This is a genomic window from Pigmentiphaga daeguensis (assembly GCF_039523035.1).
Classification (GTDB): domain Bacteria; phylum Pseudomonadota; class Gammaproteobacteria; order Burkholderiales; family Burkholderiaceae_B; genus Pigmentiphaga; species Pigmentiphaga daeguensis.
Genome location: NZ_BAAAEN010000020.1, coordinates 15,269 through 32,677 on the forward strand (window position 1 = coordinate 15,269; position 17,409 = coordinate 32,677).

The window sequence follows — 17,409 nt, forward strand, 5'->3', positions numbered from 1 at the left end:
AGGAGCCTCTTCGTGCCCAGAAAAGTCATCATCACCTGCGCCGTCACCGGATCGGTGCACACCCCCAGCATGTCGCCGCACCTGCCCATCACGCCCGACCAGATCGCCGAACAGGCGGTGGACGCGGCACGGGCCGGCGCCGCCATCCTGCATCTGCATGCCCGCCACGCGGCCGACGGCAGGCCGGCCTTCGAGCCCGAGGTCTACCGCCAATTCCTGCCGCGCATCCATGCCCAGACCGACGCCGTCATCAACATCACCACCGGCGGCTCGCACACCATGACGCTCGATCAGCGCCTGGCCGGCGCCATCGATGCCTCGGCGGAAATGGCCTCGTGCAACATGGGATCGATGAACTTCGCCTTGTTCCCCGTGCTGGACAAGATGAAGGACTTCGACTTTCCCTGGGAGCGCGAGCACCTGGAGAAGACCCGCAACGCCATCTTCCGCAACACCTTCGGCGACATCGAAACCATCTTCGAGCGCCTGGGCCGCGCGCACGGTACGCGCTTCGAGTTCGAATGCTACGACGTCGGCCACCTGTACAACCTCAAGCACTTCGTCGACCGGGGCCTGGTGCAGGGGCCGATCTTCCTGCAATTCGTGCTGGGGGTGCTGGGCGGCATAGGCGCCGATCCCGAGAACCTCGTGCACATGAAACGCATCGCCGACAAGCTGTTCGGCGATAGTTACCAATGGTCCGTCCTGGCCGCCGGCCGCCACCAGATGCCGCTGGTCACCCAGGCCGCGCTGATGGGCGGCAACGTGCGGGTCGGGCTGGAGGATTCGCTGTCCATCGGACCCGGCGAAATGGCCACTTCCAATGCCCAGCAGGTGGGCAAGATACGCGGCATCCTGGAGTCCTTCGGCTTCGGCATCGCGACGCCCGACGAGGCGCGCGAGATGCTGGGATTGAAGGGCAGGGAGAAGGTGGCGCTGGCGGCGTGAGGCATGGCCGCGCGAGTACGTGTATAATCTTTTTCTTCAGACGCGGGGTGGAGCAGTCTGGCAGCTCGTCGGGCTCATAACCCGAAGGTCACAGGTTCAAATCCTGTCCCCGCAACCAAACAAGAAACGGCCTCGATCGCAATGCGACGAGGCCGTTTTGCTTTGTGTCTGCCTTGGTGCTCTCGTTCGAGATCACTCACGAAATAAACCGAGGAAATGATCCTAGCCGCCCCACTATCAATGGCTCTTGAATCATCGCGTATTGGTCTGCGCTCTTCCCTTCACTTCCAAGCCCCTATCGAGGTCGTGGCAACCTGAACGGCATTGGACACGCATGCGCCTTCGAAGCACCCATACCGAGGAATGGGCCGCGCAAATGCAAACGGCCTCGATGCGTAAAGCGATCGAGGCCGTTTCTTGTTTGGTTGCGGGGACAGGATTTGAACCTGTGACCTTCGGGTTATGAGCCCGACGAGCTGCCAGACTGCTCCACCCCGCGTCTGAGAAAAAGATTATATCCCTGTCATGTTCCCAATGCAAACTGGAGCATGGGAAGCTGCCTTCATGCGCGTTCCCTGCCTTGCCTTGCGCGGGAAGAAGAAAGATCGGCAACCTGCGGCGCCCATGCTTTCCTTGCCGGCTGCGTGCGGAAGAATGCCGTGTGTTCGGTCAGGTGCTCCGCGGCTTCCTCCAGCCAGCGGACGGCGGGCATGGTGGCGGAGGCGCCCGCCGCGCGGGCCCGGGTGGCGTAGTTCTGCAGCGTTGCACCGGCGTCGTGCGGCATGGCCAGCGGCTTGCTCATCGTGTGCAGGGCCTGGCCTATCCACGGCGCTTCCGGCGCGTCGGGGCGCCGGTCGAGCATGTGGCCCATGCGGGCAAGCGCGTGCCCCAGGGACAGCGCCGCCAGCGCGCCGTCGGCGGTGGCCGCCTCCGTGCCTGAGCGCGCGATCAGCGCCAGGATCAGGAAGCGCAGGCGAGCCAGGTGGCGCACCGCGCGCGCGGGCGTGCCGGCCTGCTGGGCGATGGCGGCGATCTCGGCGCGTATGGCGCGGTGGAGGTGCCGGCGGCGGCGCTGGGTGGTCATCGGGATCAGCCAGCGGTAGGCGGCGTAGCTGCATGCGATGCCTGTCAGCAGCATGAGCTCGACCGTGAGCAACGCCATCGGTTCGGCGGGTCCGATATTGACCGGCTGCGCCAGCACCGCGAACAGCATGTTGAAGGCCAGGCCGATGAATGCCGTGCCGCGGTGTGCCTGCGCCGTGGCAGCAGCCAGGATGAGCGGCGAGGCCAGGGCCAGCGACAGCCAGGGGTGGGACACGACGGGCGCGATGCCGACGCGCCACGCAAAGGCCGCGACCGCCGCGGCGGTCGCGCCGGCCAGCACGCGCCGCATCAGCGGCACGGGTTCGTCGACCGAGGCGAACAGGGCGGTGAAGATGCAGGCGCCCAGCATGAGGTAGCGCAGAGGTTCCCACCCTGACGCCAGCCACGCTCCTGCCGCCAGGGCCGGGATGGCCACGCCACGCCAGGCGGCGATGCGCACGCCGGCGATATCAGGATGGTGGACGCTGGCCGAGGCTGCGGGTTCCGGCAGGGTCGCCGCCATGTTCCGGTAGCTGGCCGCGATGGCTGCCAGCGCCTGTTCGAATTCGTCCAGGCAGGTGTCGAACAGGGGATCGGCGCCGCGCAGGCGGCGGGTCGCGGTGCGGACGATGGCCAGCGAGGTTCCGCGTCCCGCCTGGATGGTCTCGGCCAGGTCGTCCAGGCTGGCACGCAACTGGTCCAGGTCTTCCGCGTGGGCCGGGGCCAGCGCCGTCGCGTGCTGGCGCAGCGCCGGCATGACGGCGACCAGGTCGAGCAATCCCGCCAGCAGTCCGCGCAGGGGTTTGAGGCGGCGCCGTTGGGACAGGGACCCGGCGGTCGCGTCCTCGGCCGTGGTTTCCAGTTCCGCCAGGGCGGCCACGAGCCGGCGTGCACGCGGCACGAGGTCCGTCGGCAGCTCCGGCCCCAATTGCAGGGCGGCATGGGCAAGGGTGGCGCAAAGCAGGTCGCGGGTCTTCTCCAGCAAGGCGGCCGCGGGAGAGGGCGGATTCCATAGCGCGATGACGAGCAGCGAGGCGGCGATGCCTATCATGTTGTCGAGCATGCGCGCCGTGGCGAAGGTGGCCGTGTCGAGCGGCGTGCCGACGGTCAGCACGACGATGACGGCCGTGGTCAGCCCGCACAAGGCCGCGCCGTAGGCGCGCTGGTGCCGCAGCAGGTTGCTGGCGCCACAGCACAGGCCCAGCCACACGCAAAGCGCGGTCAGCAGCAACGCCGGGGCGCCGTCCGTCAGCGCGGCCAGTCCTACCGCGGCAAGGCCGCCGGCCAGGGTGCCGAGCAATTGCATCAGGCTGCGCTCGAGCAGCAGTCCGCGCGTGGGCTGGCCGATCATCCAGACGGCCATGGCGGCCCACCACGGGTTGGCGATGGAGAAAGCGGTGGCGGCCGCCATGGCCAGTATCGAGGCGGCGGCCAACCTCAGCGCGTAGCTGCGCGAGGCGGGATGGCGTAGAGCCGGGAACAGGAGGAAAGGCTGGATGTGCATCGATGGCCCGTTGAAACTGAGCCTCCTCCAGCTCCGCCGGATCATGGCGTCCGGCTTTGCGGTGCCGTCCAGGCGGACCGCGGGAAGATTATAGAGGCTCGGGCCCCATCGTCGTATTTCGGCGTTCGGCGCCGTCGGGCAAGGCCGTCAGACCTCGGACAGTACGATGCAGTCGCGGCCCCGGCGCTTGGCCTCGAGCAGGGCCGCGTCGGCCCGCTCGACGGTGTCGGAATAGTGCTCGCCATGGCGATAGGCGCTGATGCCCACGCTGGCGCTGATGGATTGGCCGACGTCCGGCGCGCCGGCGTGTTCGCGGATGCGTTTGCAGACCCGCTGCGCCAGCGTCTGGGCCGACACCAGGGTCGTCCCGGGCATGATCATCATGAATTCCTCGCCGCCCCAGCGCCCGCACAGGTCGTATTCGCGCAGCGAGCTTTGCAGGATGCGGCCCACCTCGATCAGGGCGCGGTCGCCGGCCGCATGGCCGAGCGTGTCGTTGATGCGCTTGAAGTGGTCGATGTCCAGCATGGCGATCGTGTAGGGCTGGCCCGAGCGCGAGGCGCGCTCGCTTTCTTCCTTCAATCGGTGCATCAGGTGCCGGCGGTTGGCCAGGCCGGTCAGGACGTCGCGGTTGGAGGCATCGCTCAGGGCGACGTTCAGGTCCTGCATCATGCGCTGGTAGTGGTCCGAGATGCGGGCCAGCTTCTCCAGCTTGCGCAACTGTTTCTGGAACCGCTCGTCCAGGTCGTTCTCGCGCTCCTTGGCCAGGGTCTGATAGCCGTCGGAGATGTGGGTGACGCGCTCCAGCCGGGTCGTCTGGTCGAGGAAGGCGCGCCAGAGTTCGTCCAGGGCCACGCGCAGCGGGTGGTCCTGGTACTCCGGCTGGGCCAGCAACTGCTCGATGCGCCGGCCTAGGTCCTCGATGTCGCGTTTCATGGTCGTCAGGTCAGTCGTGAGCGAGGATGGCGAAAGGAAAGCTGCAGTCTTCCTTGAATTCCTCGGCCAGCTCGGCCACCCGTTCGTTGCGCCTATCGTAATGCCAGTTGACCGCGACAGGGTGGCCGCGGCCATGCGCGTCCTCCAGCAGGTCGAATACGTCCATGATGGCGCGGACGCTGCTGGTGTTCAGGTAGAGCAGGTGCAGCTCCAGGGACAGGGGGCGCCTGGTTTCGGCCAGGAAGCGTTCGACCCAGTCGATGACCTGGTTAAACAGGTCGAAGGAATTTTCGGGATAGGAATCGCCGGCCATGGTCAGGACGCCGGCTTCCCAATCGCCCGAGATGGCGGGAGTGGACTGGCTGCCTGTAATCGTGAGGTTGCTCATGGTGCTGGTACTCGTTTGCTAGATGACGGCGCTCAGGCTGAAGAAAGCCCGGCCGGCGTCGATTTCCCGCAGCGAGGCGCTGAGCGGCTCGCTGGCCTTGCGGGCGATATCGATCAGGCCCAGTCCGGAGCCGCTGCTGGCGCCGGCTTCGCGCGGCTTGCGCAATTGTTCCTTGTAGCTGGCCTTGAGCTGGGCCTTGTCCTGCCGGGCCAGGGCGTTGATCCGTTCCAGCAGCGAGTGGCCATCGGCGATCTCCACCACGTTCCCGGCCGACACCACGTGGCGGCCGTCTTCCTTGTTGGCGACGATGACCGTGGCCGTCGCCTCGTGCTCGGCGTAGCCCTGGGCGCTGGCATAGTGCCGGATGTTCTGCGTCATTTCGATGTATGCGCCGAAAACATCCATGGCCGCCGAGGGCTGCACCTGCTCCGCCTGGAGATAGTTGCGCAGCGCGTTCCCGATTTCCTCGATCAGGCTGCGCGATATGGGTCCGTTGAAACACAGCATGATGCGGTCGCGGGTGAAGCTTTCGCGCATGGCGAAGAGGTCGATCGAATCCATCATGACTCCGCGCTAAGGTTGGCCTGCTCGAACTTGAATGACAAGACGGTAATATCGTCGCGCTGCGGTTGGCGGCCCTGGTAGTCTACCAATGCCTGGGTAACGGCGCGGGCCTGCTGGTCGAGCGGCAGCCCGGCCACCGATTGCAGCAGGCCGACCAGGCGCCTGTTTCCGAAACTGAAACCATGCTCGCCTCCGGATTGGTCCAGCAGGCCATCGGTGACGAGGTAGAACGTGCGGTCGGCCAGGGGCAGGGTGACATTGGCATATTCGCCGACGCGCTTTTCCCCCAGGGCGCGGCGGGCGCCCTTGTATTCCTCGACAGCGTCGCCGCTGCTGGCGTAGAGCGCCATTTTCGCGCCGGCGAAGCGCAACTGTCCAGCATGCCGGTCGACGTAGACCAGGGCCGCGTCCATGTTGGTGGCCAGCGCGCGCGGCAGTTCCGCATCGCTCAGCATGGCGCGCATGGCCGCGTCCGTGCGGGTCAGGATGGCTGCGGGGTCGCCCGGTCCGGCCTCGGCGATGGCGTGGTCGATGGCGGCGCGGGCCAGCATGGTCATCAGCGCGCCGGCGACGCCGTGGCCGGCGCAATCGACCACGCCCAGCAGGCAGTTGTCGCCATCGGCGCGGAATACGTAGAAATCGCCGCCCACCACGTCGCGGGGCTTCCACAGCACGAAATGGTGTCGTCCCAGGGACTGCACCAGCTGGCGGTCGGGCAGGATCGCGCGCTGTATCAGGCTGGCGTAGTCGATGGAGTCGTCGATGGTCTTGTGGGTGGCGGCCATGCGCTCGTTGGCTTCTTCCAGCGCCTGGGTGCGCTCGCGCACGCGCTGTTCCAGCTCGGCGGTATGCGAGCGGACCTTCTCGGCCATGACGCCGAAGGCCCGGCTGAGCTCGCCGATCTCGTCGCTGCCGCCTTCGGGCAGGGTGACGTCGTAGCGGCCGGCCGAGATCGCCTGCGCCGTGTGCTGCAGCCGGCGCAGGGGCGCCAGCATCAGCCGGTCCACGGCGTAGCCGAAACCCAGGAGCAGCAGGAACAGCACGGCGGCCAGAGCCAGCAGCGCCGGTACCAGCCACTGGTAGTTGACGATGCGCGCGATGCCCAGGTCCACCGACGTCAGGACGTACCACCGCAGTTCGGGCAGGTAGACCAGCGCGACGGCCGATTTCGCGCCGTTCAGCGTGGCGAACAGCGGAACGGCGTGGCCGGGGTTCGCCAGGGCGTCGGCCATGGCCTTCTGCAACTGGTTGCGCTCGGTATCGCGGCCCACCAGTCCCTGGACCGTGCGCTGGGCGGTTTCCTCGGCCGTCATGGACTTGTAGGCGATGCGGTCGGCGTCGGGATGGACCTGGATGTTGCCCTGGCGGTCGAAGATGATGGTGGTCACGCCCGGCTCCACTCCCTCCATGAAGCCCTTCAGGAAGGTGGTCAGGTCCAGGCCGGTGCCTATCATGCCCAGCCGCTGCTCGCCGTCGCGCACCTGCACGTTGAACCAGAACTTGGTCACGCCCAGGACGTGGTTCACGTCGATCTGCAGGTCGTAGGGCGAGCTGTCCTGCATGGTCGAGAAGAACCAGGCGTCCTTGGGTTCGGAACGTTTCAGTGTGTAGCGGGGCGTTTCGATCGTGGGCCCCTTGTCGTCGTTGTAGTAGTAGGAAGGCGTGCCGTCGATGACGAAATAGGAGTGGTCGCGGAAGTCGCGCTGGTAGCCCCGGGCCTCGCGGAAGAAGCGGCGGCGTTTTTCGGGGTCGGCCGGATCGCGCATCCAGTCCAGCGTCAGCGTCGAGTTGGCCATGCGCTGGGCCAGCGCCAGTTCGCGCATGACCGGCGCCAGCAGCTTCTGCTCGCTCAGCAGCGTATGGTTGCGGGCGTAGGCGACGCCGAAGTATTCCCGGACGGCGTTGATGCCCTGCCAGGCCAGCAGCGCCGCCGGCACCAGCGCCACGGCGCAGGCGAACAACAGTGCCAGCAGCGATTTTCCCCTCAGACCCAGCATGGCCATGCGGATTTCCTTGACAAGCGCGACATGCCGATCCGGCAAAGCCGCGATTGTGCCGGGCGCGCGCGGCGCATGCAACGAAACGTTGCACCGCCGCAAGCCGGATGGGTTGGGGCTTATGCATCGCATTACCCCGGGTGCAGTGGACGCGCGCGGCCATTGGGCCTAGAGTCAAGGATCGCGATGCGCGAATCGGTCGTCGCTAGGCCCTAGGGACGGCCGCTGGTTCAGACTATCGGAGACAGGCTTATGACCACGGAGCTTGCCAGAGAAGTCCGGCCCGCCGTGCTTGACGGCGCCGTTCGCTTCACCGCCCGATTCGAGGGCCGCAAATCCCAGGAGTTCGAGATTTCCGCCGATGTGCTGCGCGAGCACTTCGGCGCCTCGGATGCGTCCGCCGACGCGTTGCTGGCCGCGTTCCACCGGGGCCGGCACGAAATCCTCAGCGCGGCGGCGGAAACCCTCGGCACGCCCACCAGCGGAATCGTCCAGCTGGGAACGGGCGACTTCCGCCCCTAGCCGCGCCGGCCAGGCGCCGGTCTTTCCTCGTCACGATGACGGCCGCCGCCCGGCGGCCCGCCTGCGTGCGGCCGTCGCCAGCGCGATACCCGTCGCGATGAGGCCGATGCCGGCCAGATGGAAAAGGTGGACCCGCTCGCCCAGGAACACGACCGCCAGCAGGGTGCCGAACACCGGCATCAGGTGGATGAACAGGCTGGCGGGTCCCGCGCCTATCAGTTCCACGCCGCGGTTGTAGAAGAAGTTGGCGACGATGCCGGGCAGCAGGATCACGTAGGCGATGGCCAGTGCCCCCGGCAGGCCGGCTTCGATGCGCGCGCCTTGCGCGTGCTCGTACAGGTACAGGGGCAGGAGCATCAGCGTGCCCATCAGGAAGGTGACGGTCAGCAGGCTGAGGGGATGGATGGCGGGCCGGCGGGCGAGCAGGGTGGTGTACAGGCCCCAGACGGCGACCGCCGCGACGATCCAGGCGTCGCCCGGATTGAGCGCGAGGGCGAGCAGGTCCTGCGGGCGGCCGCGGGTCGCGATGGCGGCGATGCCCGCCAGGGAGATCGCCACGCCGGCGATCTGCGGCAGCGACGCGCGCTGGCCCAATAGCAGGAACGAGAACAGCAGCGTCACCATGGGGATCGCCGACTGCATCAACAGCGCGTTGACCGCGGACGTCTGCCGCAATCCGATGTAGACCAGCGTGTTGAAGCCGGCGATGCCCAGCAGCGACAGCAGGAGCAGGATCGGCACGTGCCGCCTGATGGCCGGCAGGTCGTTCAGCCAATGCCGGCGGGCCAGCACCAGCAGGATCAGCGTGCCGCCGGCCCAGCGCCAGAAGGCCAGCGCAATGGGCGGCACGGTGCCGCCGGCCGCGCGTCCCACGATGAAGTTGCCCGACCAGAACAGCACGGTGGTGATGAGCAGGAAATAGGCGGAGTTCCAGAGTCGGGAGGCAGGCATCGAGAGGCAGGAATGGGTTGGGGCCCGTCAACCGCGCGGGACCGGTTTGCCCGGAGGCTTGTGACAAGCGCGTGCAGACGCTACACTAAGAACCGCTGCAGGGGCTTGCGCCCGCGCCGACAAGGCGCGGCCGGTCTTGCCGGTGGTCACGAACCCGGCTCCCAAAACGCTCCCGCATCATCACAGGCCGGTTCAGCATAACGTAGAACTCCGCCAGCTCGCCTGAAGGTCGGTCGAGCCGGTCGTCCAGGCCACATGCTCTAAGAATCAGAACCCGTATTGGGAACCATACGGATTACGCCCGTTTGATCACACGCTCATGAACACCAGCGAGGCAAGGCTCGTGCTGGAGACTGCGCTCTTGTGCGCGCAGGAACCGTTGCAATTGTCGGAACTGCGCAAGCTGTTCGCCGACGAGGTCGGCAACGACACGATACGCGGCCTGTTGCAGGACATTCACCAGTCATGGGCCGAGCGAGGCATCGAGCTCGTGGCGCTGGCCAGCGGCTGGCGGTTCCAGAGCCGGCCCTCCATGCGGCCCTATCTCGAACGGCTCAATCCCGAGCGGCCGCCGAAGTATTCGCGGGCCGTCATGGAAACGCTGGCGATCGTGGCCTACAGGCAACCGGTCACGCGCGGCGACATCGAGGAAATCCGCGGCGTGACCGTGTCCTCGCAGGTCATCAAGACCCTCGAGGACCGCGGCTGGATCGAGGTGATCGGCCATCGCGACGCGCCCGGCCGTCCGGCGCTGTTCGGCACGACGCGACATTTCCTGGACGACCTGGGGCTGAAGGCGCTGGACGAGCTGCCGCCCCTGGAGTCCGCCGAATCCGTGGCCGCGTTGAGCGGGCTGGACGGATCCGGAGACCTGTCCCTGGCGGTGGACGGGGCCGAGCAGGACATCCCGGGCGAGGCCTCGGCGGCTGCCAATGATGACGCGGCCGCGGAGGCCGCCGGAGCCGGCGAAACGCGCGAGGCCGCCGTTGAAGAAGTGGCCGTCGCCGAGGGCGCGGCCACCGTCGAGGAAGCGGCCGCAGCGGATGAATGGACTGCCGTTGACGAGGTGGTCGCCGCGGAGGATGTGGCCGTCGCCGATGAGGTGACTGTCGCCGATGAAGTAGCCGTCGTCGAAGGCGCCGACTCCGGCGGCGCCGGGGCGGACGATGCTTCTGCCCAGGCGGCGCAGGCCCGGGAGCCGGTGGGCGAGGAAATCGCCGCCGGCGATGCGGCGGACGAGTCCGCCAGCCAGCAGGAAACCGAAATGCAAGCGCCCGACGCCGAGCCGGCGCCGAGTGTCGAGGACGAGGAGTCCTCGGTTACGAAGACAAGCAACCAAGACCATACATGAACGAAACCACGCACGATATGCCCCCCGCCGAAAGCGTGGAGGCGTCCGCTCCGTTGGAGGCAGGTGCGCCCACGCAGGAAAAGGCCCGGGGCCGGCGGAATTTGCGTACGCCTTTCCGTCGGCGCCGTCCGGCCGATGAGGCTGCTCCGGAAGCGGGGGCCCCGGCCGAGGCGCCTGCCGCCGAAGACGGCCAGGCTACGCTGTTTCCCGCCGAAGCCAAGCCGCCGCGCCGCAAGCCGCGCGAGGCGAAGGGTGCCCAGGATGCCAAGGGCCCCAGGGGCGCCAAGGGTCCGAAGCCACCGCAGCAGCGGCGCGCGGGGCAGAAGCGCCGCGAGGCGGGTGTCCAGGCCGATGACGGCGCCCAGATGGCGCTGCCCGAACTGAGTCCCGAGGAACTGCGCGCGGCCGAGAAAGAGGCCGAACAGGCGCTGTCCTTCCTCGACAAGGCCCCCGACCTCAAGCGCCGCCTGGGCAAGTACCTGTCCAGCGAGGCCGTCATGCCCAAGCTGCACAAGGTGCTGGCCGATGCCGGCATCGGGTCGCGGCGCGAAATGGAAGAGCTGATCGTGGCCGGCCGGGTGTCGGTCAATGGCGAGCCCGCCCACATCGGGCAGCGCGTGGCGCCCAATGACCAGGTGCGCGTGAACGGCAAGCTGGTGCAGCGGCGCCATACCTCGCGTCCGCCGCGGGTCGTGCTCTACCACAAGCCCGCGGGCGAGATCGTCACCCAGGACGACCCCGAGGGCCGTGCCACGGTGTTCTCGCGGCTGCCCAAGATCAAGAACGGCAAATGGCTGTCGGTCGGCCGGCTGGACCTGAACACCGAGGGCCTGCTGATCTTCACGACCTCCGGCGACCTGGCCAACCGCCTCAGCCATCCCCGCTATGGGCAGGAGCGCGAATATGCGGTGCGCGTGCTGGGCGAGATGACCGACGAGCAGCGCCGGGCGCTGGTCGAGGGCGTGCAGCTGGATGACGGCATGGCCGCGTTCGGTTCCCTGGACTACCTGGGCGGCGACGGCAGCAACCGCTGGTACCGCGTCACGCTGCAGGAAGGCCGCAATCGCGAAGTGCGGCGCATGTTCGAGTCGCAGGGCGTGGTGGTAAGCCGCCTGCTGCGTACCCGCTTCGGTGACGTGTCCCTGCCGCGCAACCTGCGCCGCGGACGGTGGGAGGAGCTCGATCCTTCGCTGGTGACGGCGTTGCAGGTCCAGCTGGGCCTGGTCCGCGCGGACGACGAGGAAGGCGGGCGCCGGGGACGGCGCAGCACGCAGCCCGTATCGCACGAGGCTGCGCTGCCCCCGGGGTTCGGTACGCTGGAGCAGAACGGCATGCATGGCGCCCGGGTCGGCCGCAAGGGGCGCATCCAGGGCGGCAAGGCCGCCATGCCGGGAGTGGGGCAGAGTTTCCCCTCCGACCCCTATGGCACGGGCCAGAGTTTCGCGGGCGGCCTGCCCAATGGACACCCCCACGGTGGTGCCGAGCGCGCCGGCGGACCCGGCGGCCGCAAGCACGGCAAGAAAGGCCCGGCCCGTCCGGGGGCGCGGCCCGACGGCCGCAAGCCCGAGGCCGGGGCGGCGGCCGGTCGCCGCGCCCAGCGCGGCCGGGGCAAGGGCGGCAACGGTCCCAAGGCGGGGAAGGGCGCCGGTCGTGGCGCCGGCGAAGATCGCCAGCCTCGCAGCGCTTCGGCGCACGAGTCCCACCTGGGATTCCTGGGCGGAGCGAACGGACGGGCACGCCGGGGCCGCGGCTAGGCCTCTCCTGTGGCGCGGTGGCCATTGGCTTGAAAAAAAGGCCGATTTGGCTTAACATCTACAGGCTAGACACCGCGTTTAGGGTTCAGTGCGCGAACAGGGCACTTTTCGAGCCGGTCTCCACCTTGCGCGATGGCTGTCCGACGTTTTGCGTGGGCGGCTGGTGTGTTGTAGGGCAGGAGGGTTCTCCGGTTGAAAGGCGGCTTGCGGCATTCGTGCCCGAAGGCTGGTCCCCGGTTGAGTCCTCCGACAACAGAACAGGCGGTCGTTCGGACCTCGCGGCGCGTAAGCGCGCGATCCGGGCGATGTCGCAAAATGGGCTGGGCCGTGCAGCCCATTTTTTTTTGGTTTTCCGGTTCGTGTCCGTCGGATCCCTGGCCAGCGCCGGGCGACGGGCCACGGCCGATACACGGCGGCATGCCAGGCATGCCGTTCACGAACGAGGGCGCATAACGAGGCATGGCAGATCTTTTTCAGCTTACCGAACAATCCCTGGCGGGCCTGGGGGTTGAACTGGTCGACGTGGAACGCGCCGGGCAGGGGCTGCTGCGTGTCACGATAGATCGCGAAGGCGGGGTGCGCATCGAGGACTGCGAGGCGGTCTCCCGGCAGTTGTCGCGCGTCTACGAGGTCGAGAACATCGACTACGCGCGGCTGGAAGTCGGTTCCCCCGGCACCGACCGGCCGCTGCGCACCGCCAGGGACTTCATCCGGTTCGCCGGCGAGCGCGCGCAGGTCAAGCTGCGCCTGCCGTTCGAGGGACGCAAGGTTTTCGCCGGCACGCTGGTCGTTCCGGAAGCCGATCCGGCCGCGCAGGCGGATGGGGCAGACAAGGGCGCCGAACCCGAGACGTTCGGCATCGAATTCGAAGCAAAGGAAGGGGATATCCAGGTATTGCGGTTCACGCTCGACGAGATCGAGCGGGCCAAGCTGGATCCGGTTCTGAATTTCAGGGGCAAAAAGCGATGAGCCGCGAGATTCTGTTGTTGGTGGACGCGCTGGCGCGCGAGAAGAACGTCACGCGCGACGTGGTGTTCGGTGCTCTCGAGAGCGCGCTGGCCTCCGCCATGAAGAAGCTCTACAAAGAGGATGTCGACATTCGTGTCGCGATCGACCGCGAGACGGGCGACCATGAGGCGTTCCGCCGCTGGCTGGTCGTGCCCGACGAGGCCGGCCTGCAGATGCCCGACCAGCAGACGCTGCTGTCGGAAGCGCGCGAGGTCGTGCCCAACATCGAGCTGGACGAATACATCGAAGAGCCGCTCGAGCCCATCGAGTTCGGCCGCATCGGCGCGCAGGCCGCCAAGCAGGTCATCCTGCAGCGGATCCGCGACGCCGAGCGCGAGCAACTGCTGAACGATTTCCTGGAGCGCGGCGAGTCGATCGTGTCCGGCACCATCAAGCGCATGGACAAGGGCGACGCCATCGTCGAGATCGGCAAGGTCGAGGCGCGCCTGCCGCGTTCGGAAATGATCCCCAAGGAAAACCTGCGCGTGGGCGACCGCGTGCGTGCCTACCTGAAGGGCATCGACCGCCAGGCCCGCGGCCAGCAGATCATCCTGTCGCGCGCCACGCCGCTGTTCATCGCCCAGCTGTTCGAGAACGAAGTGCCCGAGATCGAGCAGGGCCTGCTCGAGCTCAAGGGCGCGGCCCGGGATCCCGGCGTGCGCGCCAAGATCGCCGTGGTCGCCCACGACCGCCGCATCGACCCGATCGGCACCTGCGTCGGCATGCGCGGTTCGCGCGTGCAGGCGGTGCGCAACGAGCTGGGCGGTGAGCAGGTCGATATCGTGCTATGGTCCGAGGATCCTGCGCAGTTCGTGATCGGCGCGCTGGCGCCGGCCAACGTCCAGTCCATCGTGGTCGACGAAGACCGCCATGCCATGGACGTGGTGGTCGACGAGGACAACCTGGCGATCGCCATCGGCCGCAGCGGCCAGAACGTACGCCTGGCGTCCGAGCTGACCGGCTGGCAGATCAACATCATGACGCCTGACGAAAGCCAGGCCAAGCAGGAGCAGGAGCACAGCTCCCTGCGCCAAACCTTCATGTCCAAGCTGGACGTCGACCAGGAAGTGGCCGACATCCTGATCGAGGAAGGCTTCACGGGCCTGGAGGAAATCGCCTACGTGCCGATCCAGGAACTGCTGGAAATCGAAGCCTTCGACGAGGACACGATCAACGAACTGCGCAATCGTGCCCGCAACGCCTTGCTGACCGAGGCCATCGCGCAGGAAGAGCGGGTCGAGACCGCGCAGGATCTGCTGAGTCTGGAAGGCGTGACGCCCGAACTGGCCGCCAAGCTGGCGGAGGGGCAGGTGCTCACGCGCGACGACCTGGCGGACCTGTCCGTCGACGAACTGATCGAGTTGACCGGCATCGATGAAGAGCAGGCCAAGCAGCTCATCGTCCGTGCGCGCGCGCACTGGTTCGAGCAGGCTTGAGTTTGCCCATACCGTCGATCAGCCACACCGGGGAAGAGAAACGAATGTCGAGTAACACTGTCGCCCAGTTCGCAACCGAGCTGAAATTGCCCGCCAACGTACTGCTGGAGCAGCTGCGCGCCGCGGGAGTAAGCATCAAGTCGGTCGACGATACCGTCACCGAAAGCGACAAGGCACAACTGCTCGAATCGTTGCGCCGTGCCCATGGTGCGTCCGAAGACCGCAAGAAGATCACGGTCACCCGCAAGCAGACGTCCGAGATCAAGCAGGCCGATGCGACCGGCAAGGCCCGCACGATCCAGGTCGAGGTGCGCAAGAAGCGCGTCTTCATCAAGCGCGACGCGGGCGACGGCGCCGAACTGGAAACCAGCCAGGCGCGCCCCGAGGACGAGGCGCGCGCCAGCCAGGCGGAAGCCGAGGCCCAGGAAGCCGCGCGTCTCGAGCGCGAGCAGCAGGAGGCGCAGGCGCGCGAGCGTGCCGAAGCCGAGGAACGCGAGCGCCGCGAGGCCGAGGCGCGCCTGCGCGAAGTCGAGGAACAGGCCCGCCTGGCCGCCGAGCGCGCGGCCAAGGAAGCCGAGGAAGCCGCGGCCGAAGCCGAGAAAGCCAAGCGTGCCGCCGCCGAGGCAGCCGCTGCCCAATCTACCCACCCTGCCGTGCCCGAGGGAGGGGCTGCAGTGAGCGATGTCGTAGCAAACCAGGCTGCGTCGAGCGCCGAGGCGGCGCGCGTCAAGGCCGAAGAGGCCCGCAAGAAGGCGGAAGAAATGCGCAAGGCCGACGCCAAGGCCGCCGAGGCGCGCGACAAGGCGCGCCGCGCCGCCGAAGCCGAGGCCGCCGCGTTGCGCGAGATGCTGAGCCGTCCGCGCAACAAGGTCCTGCACGCTCCGCAACCGGCGCCCGCGCCGGCTGCCGCCCCGACGGCGCCGATCGCCGGTACGCTGCACAAGCCGGCCGCGAAGGCCGCTGCCGGCCAGGACAACAAGGCAGCCGCCGCGCCGGCCGCCAAGAAGGACGACAACAAGGCCGCGCCGGGCAAGAAGGTCCTGAAGGCCGGGGCCGTCGCCTCGACCTGGTCCGACGATGCCTCGCGCAAGAAGGGCCTGAAGACCCGCGGCGACGCGACCGCCGGCGCGAGCCGCGACGGCTGGCGCGGCGGTGGCCGCGGTGGCCGCAACCGTCACCAGGACCAGAAGGCGCAGCAGGTGGTCGAGAACATCGTGCGCGAAGTGCACGTGCCCGAGACCATTTCGGTGGCCGACCTGGCCCACAAGATGGCGGTCAAGGCGGCCGAGGTCATCAAGGTCCTGATGAAGATGGGCCAGATGGTCACCATCAACCAGGTGCTGGACCAGGAAACGGCGATGATCGTGGTCGAGGAACTCGGCCACACCGCGATCGCGGCCAAGCTGGACGATCCCGAGGCCTTCCTGGACCAGGCGCCGGCCACCGATGCCGTGGAGATGCCGCGTGCGCCGGTGGTGACCGTCATGGGCCACGTCGACCACGGCAAGACCTCGCTGCTGGACTACATCCGCCGCGCCAAGGTCGCCTCGGGCGAAGCGGGCGGGATCACGCAGCACATCGGCGCCTACCACGTGGAAACCGAGCGTGGCGTGGTGACCTTCCTGGATACCCCGGGCCACGAGGCGTTCACCGCCATGCGGGCGCGCGGCGCCCAGGCCACGGACATCGTGATCCTGGTGGTGGCGGCCGATGACGGCGTCATGCCCCAGACCAAGGAAGCGATCCACCATGCCAAGGCGGCGGGCGTGCCCATCGTGGTGGCGATCAACAAGATCGACAAGCCCGAGAGCAACCCCGATCGCGTCAAGCAGGAACTGGTGGCCGAGGAAGTCGTGCCGGAAGAGTACGGCGGCGATTCGCCCTTCGTGCCCGTGTCGGCCAAGACCGGCGCCGGCATCGACGAACTGCTCGAACAGGTGCTGCTGCAGGCCGAAGTCCTGGAACTGAAGGCGCCCGTCGATGCGCCGGCCAAGGGCCTGGTCATCGAAGCCAAGCTGGACAAGGGCCGCGGCCCGGTCGCCACCATCCTGGTCCAGAGCGGCACGCTCAAGCGCGGCGACGCCGTGCTGGCCGGCGCGAGCTTCGGCCGGGTGCGCGCGATGCTGGACGAAGTGGGCAAGCCGATCGCCGAGGCCGGCCCGTCCATTCCCGTCGAGATCCAGGGCCTGACCGAGGTCCCGGCCGCCGGCGACGAATTGATGGTGCTGAGCGACGAGCGCAAGGCGCGCGAGATCGCGCTGTTCCGCCAGGGCAAGTTCCGCGACGTGAAGCTGGCCCGCCAGCAGGCCGCGAAGCTGGAATCGCTGTTCGACAACATGGGCGAGGGCGTGCAGACGCTGGCGCTCATCGTCAAGACCGACGTCCAGGGTTCGCAGGAAGCGCTGGTGCAGGCGCTGACCAAGCTGTCCACCGACGAGGTGCGCGTGCAGGTCGTGCACGCGGCGGTCGGCGGCGTGTCGGAAAGCGACATCAACCTGGCCATCGCCTCGAAGGCGGTCGTCATCGGCTTCAACGTGCGGGCGGATGCCAGCGCCAAGAAGCTGGCCGAGAACAACGGCATCGACGTGCGCTACTACAACATCATCTACGACGCCGTGGATGACGTGAAGTCGGCCATGTCGGGCATGCTGGCCCCCGAGAAGCGCGAGGAGGTCATCGGCCTGGTCGAGATCCGCGAGGTCTACAACGTGTCCCGCATCGGCAACATCGCCGGCTGCATGGTGCTCGATGGCGTGGTCCGCCGCAATTCGCAGGTCCGCCTGCTGCGCAACAACGTGGTCCAGTGGACCGGCGAGGTCGATTCGCTGCGCCGCTTCAAGGACGACGTGCGCGAGGTCAAGTCCGGCTTCGATTGCGGTATCACGCTGCGCAACAACAACGACATCGCGATCGGCGACCAGCTCGAGGTGTTCGAGGTGAAGGAAGTGGCGCGTACCCTGTAAAGGG

General features: G+C 67.7%; 13 protein-coding genes and 2 tRNA genes. 8 read left to right on the forward strand and 7 right to left on the reverse strand.

Annotated elements, in window-relative coordinates:
• Nucleotides 1-12 precede the first annotated feature (12 nt).
• A complete protein-coding gene (gene kce, locus ABD104_RS21580) occupies nucleotides 13-948 on the forward strand; it encodes a 3,5-dioxohexanoate:acetyl-CoA acetone transferase (protein WP_087839146.1) in 936 nt (311 codons plus the stop codon).
• A gap of 41 nt (nucleotides 949-989) precedes the next feature.
• Nucleotides 990-1,066 (forward strand) — tRNA-Met (locus tag ABD104_RS21585).
• 304 nt (nucleotides 1,067-1,370) lie between these two features.
• Here the strand turns inward: ABD104_RS21585 and ABD104_RS21590 are convergent.
• From ABD104_RS21590 to siaA, 6 genes are all read right to left on the reverse strand, one after another.
• Nucleotides 1,371-1,447 (reverse strand) — tRNA-Met (locus ABD104_RS21590).
• Nucleotides 1,448-1,510: 63 nt separating this feature from the next.
• Nucleotides 1,511-3,535, reverse strand: a complete 2,025-nt coding sequence (locus ABD104_RS21595; protein WP_176400756.1) for an FUSC family protein — start codon at nucleotides 3,533-3,535, stop codon at nucleotides 1,511-1,513.
• 147 nt (nucleotides 3,536-3,682) lie between these two features.
• Nucleotides 3,683-4,471: a biofilm regulation diguanylate cyclase SiaD gene (gene siaD / locus ABD104_RS21600; RefSeq protein ID WP_087839148.1), complete on the reverse strand. Its 789-nt coding sequence runs from the start codon at nucleotides 4,469-4,471 to the stop codon at nucleotides 3,683-3,685.
• Between the two features lie 10 nt (nucleotides 4,472-4,481).
• Nucleotides 4,482-4,859 (reverse strand): biofilm regulation phosphoprotein SiaC, encoded by a 378-nt coding sequence (gene siaC, locus ABD104_RS21605; protein WP_087839149.1) that lies wholly within the window; start codon nucleotides 4,857-4,859, stop codon nucleotides 4,482-4,484.
• A gap of 18 nt (nucleotides 4,860-4,877) precedes the next feature.
• Complete coding sequence (siaB, locus tag ABD104_RS21610; RefSeq protein ID WP_087839150.1) at nucleotides 4,878-5,420, reverse strand: biofilm regulation protein kinase SiaB; 543 nt, start codon at nucleotides 5,418-5,420, stop codon at nucleotides 4,878-4,880.
• On the reverse strand, nucleotides 5,420-7,426 hold the full coding sequence (gene siaA / locus ABD104_RS21615) for a biofilm regulation protein phosphatase SiaA (RefSeq protein ID WP_087839151.1): 2,007 nt from the start codon (nucleotides 7,424-7,426) through the stop codon (nucleotides 5,420-5,422). The genes siaB and siaA overlap by 1 nt, the downstream gene beginning before the upstream one ends.
• Nucleotides 7,427-7,672: 246 nt before the next feature.
• Here siaA and ABD104_RS21620 point away from each other — a divergent pair, with 246 nt between their 5' ends.
• Complete coding sequence (locus ABD104_RS21620; protein ID WP_087839152.1) at nucleotides 7,673-7,942, forward strand: DUF1488 family protein; 270 nt, start codon at nucleotides 7,673-7,675, stop codon at nucleotides 7,940-7,942.
• Nucleotides 7,943-7,972: 30 nt separating this feature from the next.
• Here the strand turns inward: ABD104_RS21620 and ABD104_RS21625 are convergent, their stop codons facing one another.
• Nucleotides 7,973-8,893, reverse strand: coding sequence for a DMT family transporter (locus tag ABD104_RS21625; protein WP_087839153.1), 921 nt, complete (start codon nucleotides 8,891-8,893; stop codon nucleotides 7,973-7,975).
• 319 nt (nucleotides 8,894-9,212) lie between these two features.
• Between ABD104_RS21625 and scpB the strand changes: the two genes are divergently transcribed.
• The 5 genes from scpB (at nucleotide 9,213) to infB (ending at nucleotide 17,405) form a co-directional block, all read left to right on the forward strand.
• Nucleotides 9,213-10,244 carry an SMC-Scp complex subunit ScpB gene (gene scpB, locus ABD104_RS21630; RefSeq protein ID WP_343928179.1) on the forward strand — a complete coding sequence of 344 codons (1,032 nt, stop codon included), beginning with the start codon at nucleotides 9,213-9,215 and terminating at the stop codon, nucleotides 10,242-10,244.
• Nucleotides 10,241-11,998 carry a 23S rRNA pseudouridine(2605) synthase RluB gene (gene rluB / locus ABD104_RS21635; protein ID WP_343928180.1) on the forward strand — a complete coding sequence of 586 codons (1,758 nt, stop codon included), beginning with the start codon at nucleotides 10,241-10,243 and terminating at the stop codon, nucleotides 11,996-11,998. The genes scpB and rluB overlap by 4 nt, the downstream gene beginning before the upstream one ends.
• 459 nt (nucleotides 11,999-12,457) lie before the next feature.
• Nucleotides 12,458-12,967 (forward strand): ribosome maturation factor RimP, encoded by a 510-nt coding sequence (rimP, locus tag ABD104_RS21640; RefSeq protein ID WP_087839155.1) that lies wholly within the window; start codon nucleotides 12,458-12,460, stop codon nucleotides 12,965-12,967.
• A complete protein-coding gene (nusA, locus tag ABD104_RS21645) occupies nucleotides 12,964-14,442 on the forward strand; it encodes a transcription termination factor NusA (RefSeq protein ID WP_087839156.1) in 1,479 nt (492 codons plus the stop codon). The genes rimP and nusA overlap by 4 nt, the downstream gene beginning before the upstream one ends.
• Nucleotides 14,443-14,486: 44 nt before the next feature.
• Nucleotides 14,487-17,405: a translation initiation factor IF-2 gene (gene infB, locus ABD104_RS21650; protein WP_087839157.1), complete on the forward strand. Its 2,919-nt coding sequence runs from the start codon at nucleotides 14,487-14,489 to the stop codon at nucleotides 17,403-17,405.
• Nucleotides 17,406-17,409: the final 4 nt, after the last annotated feature.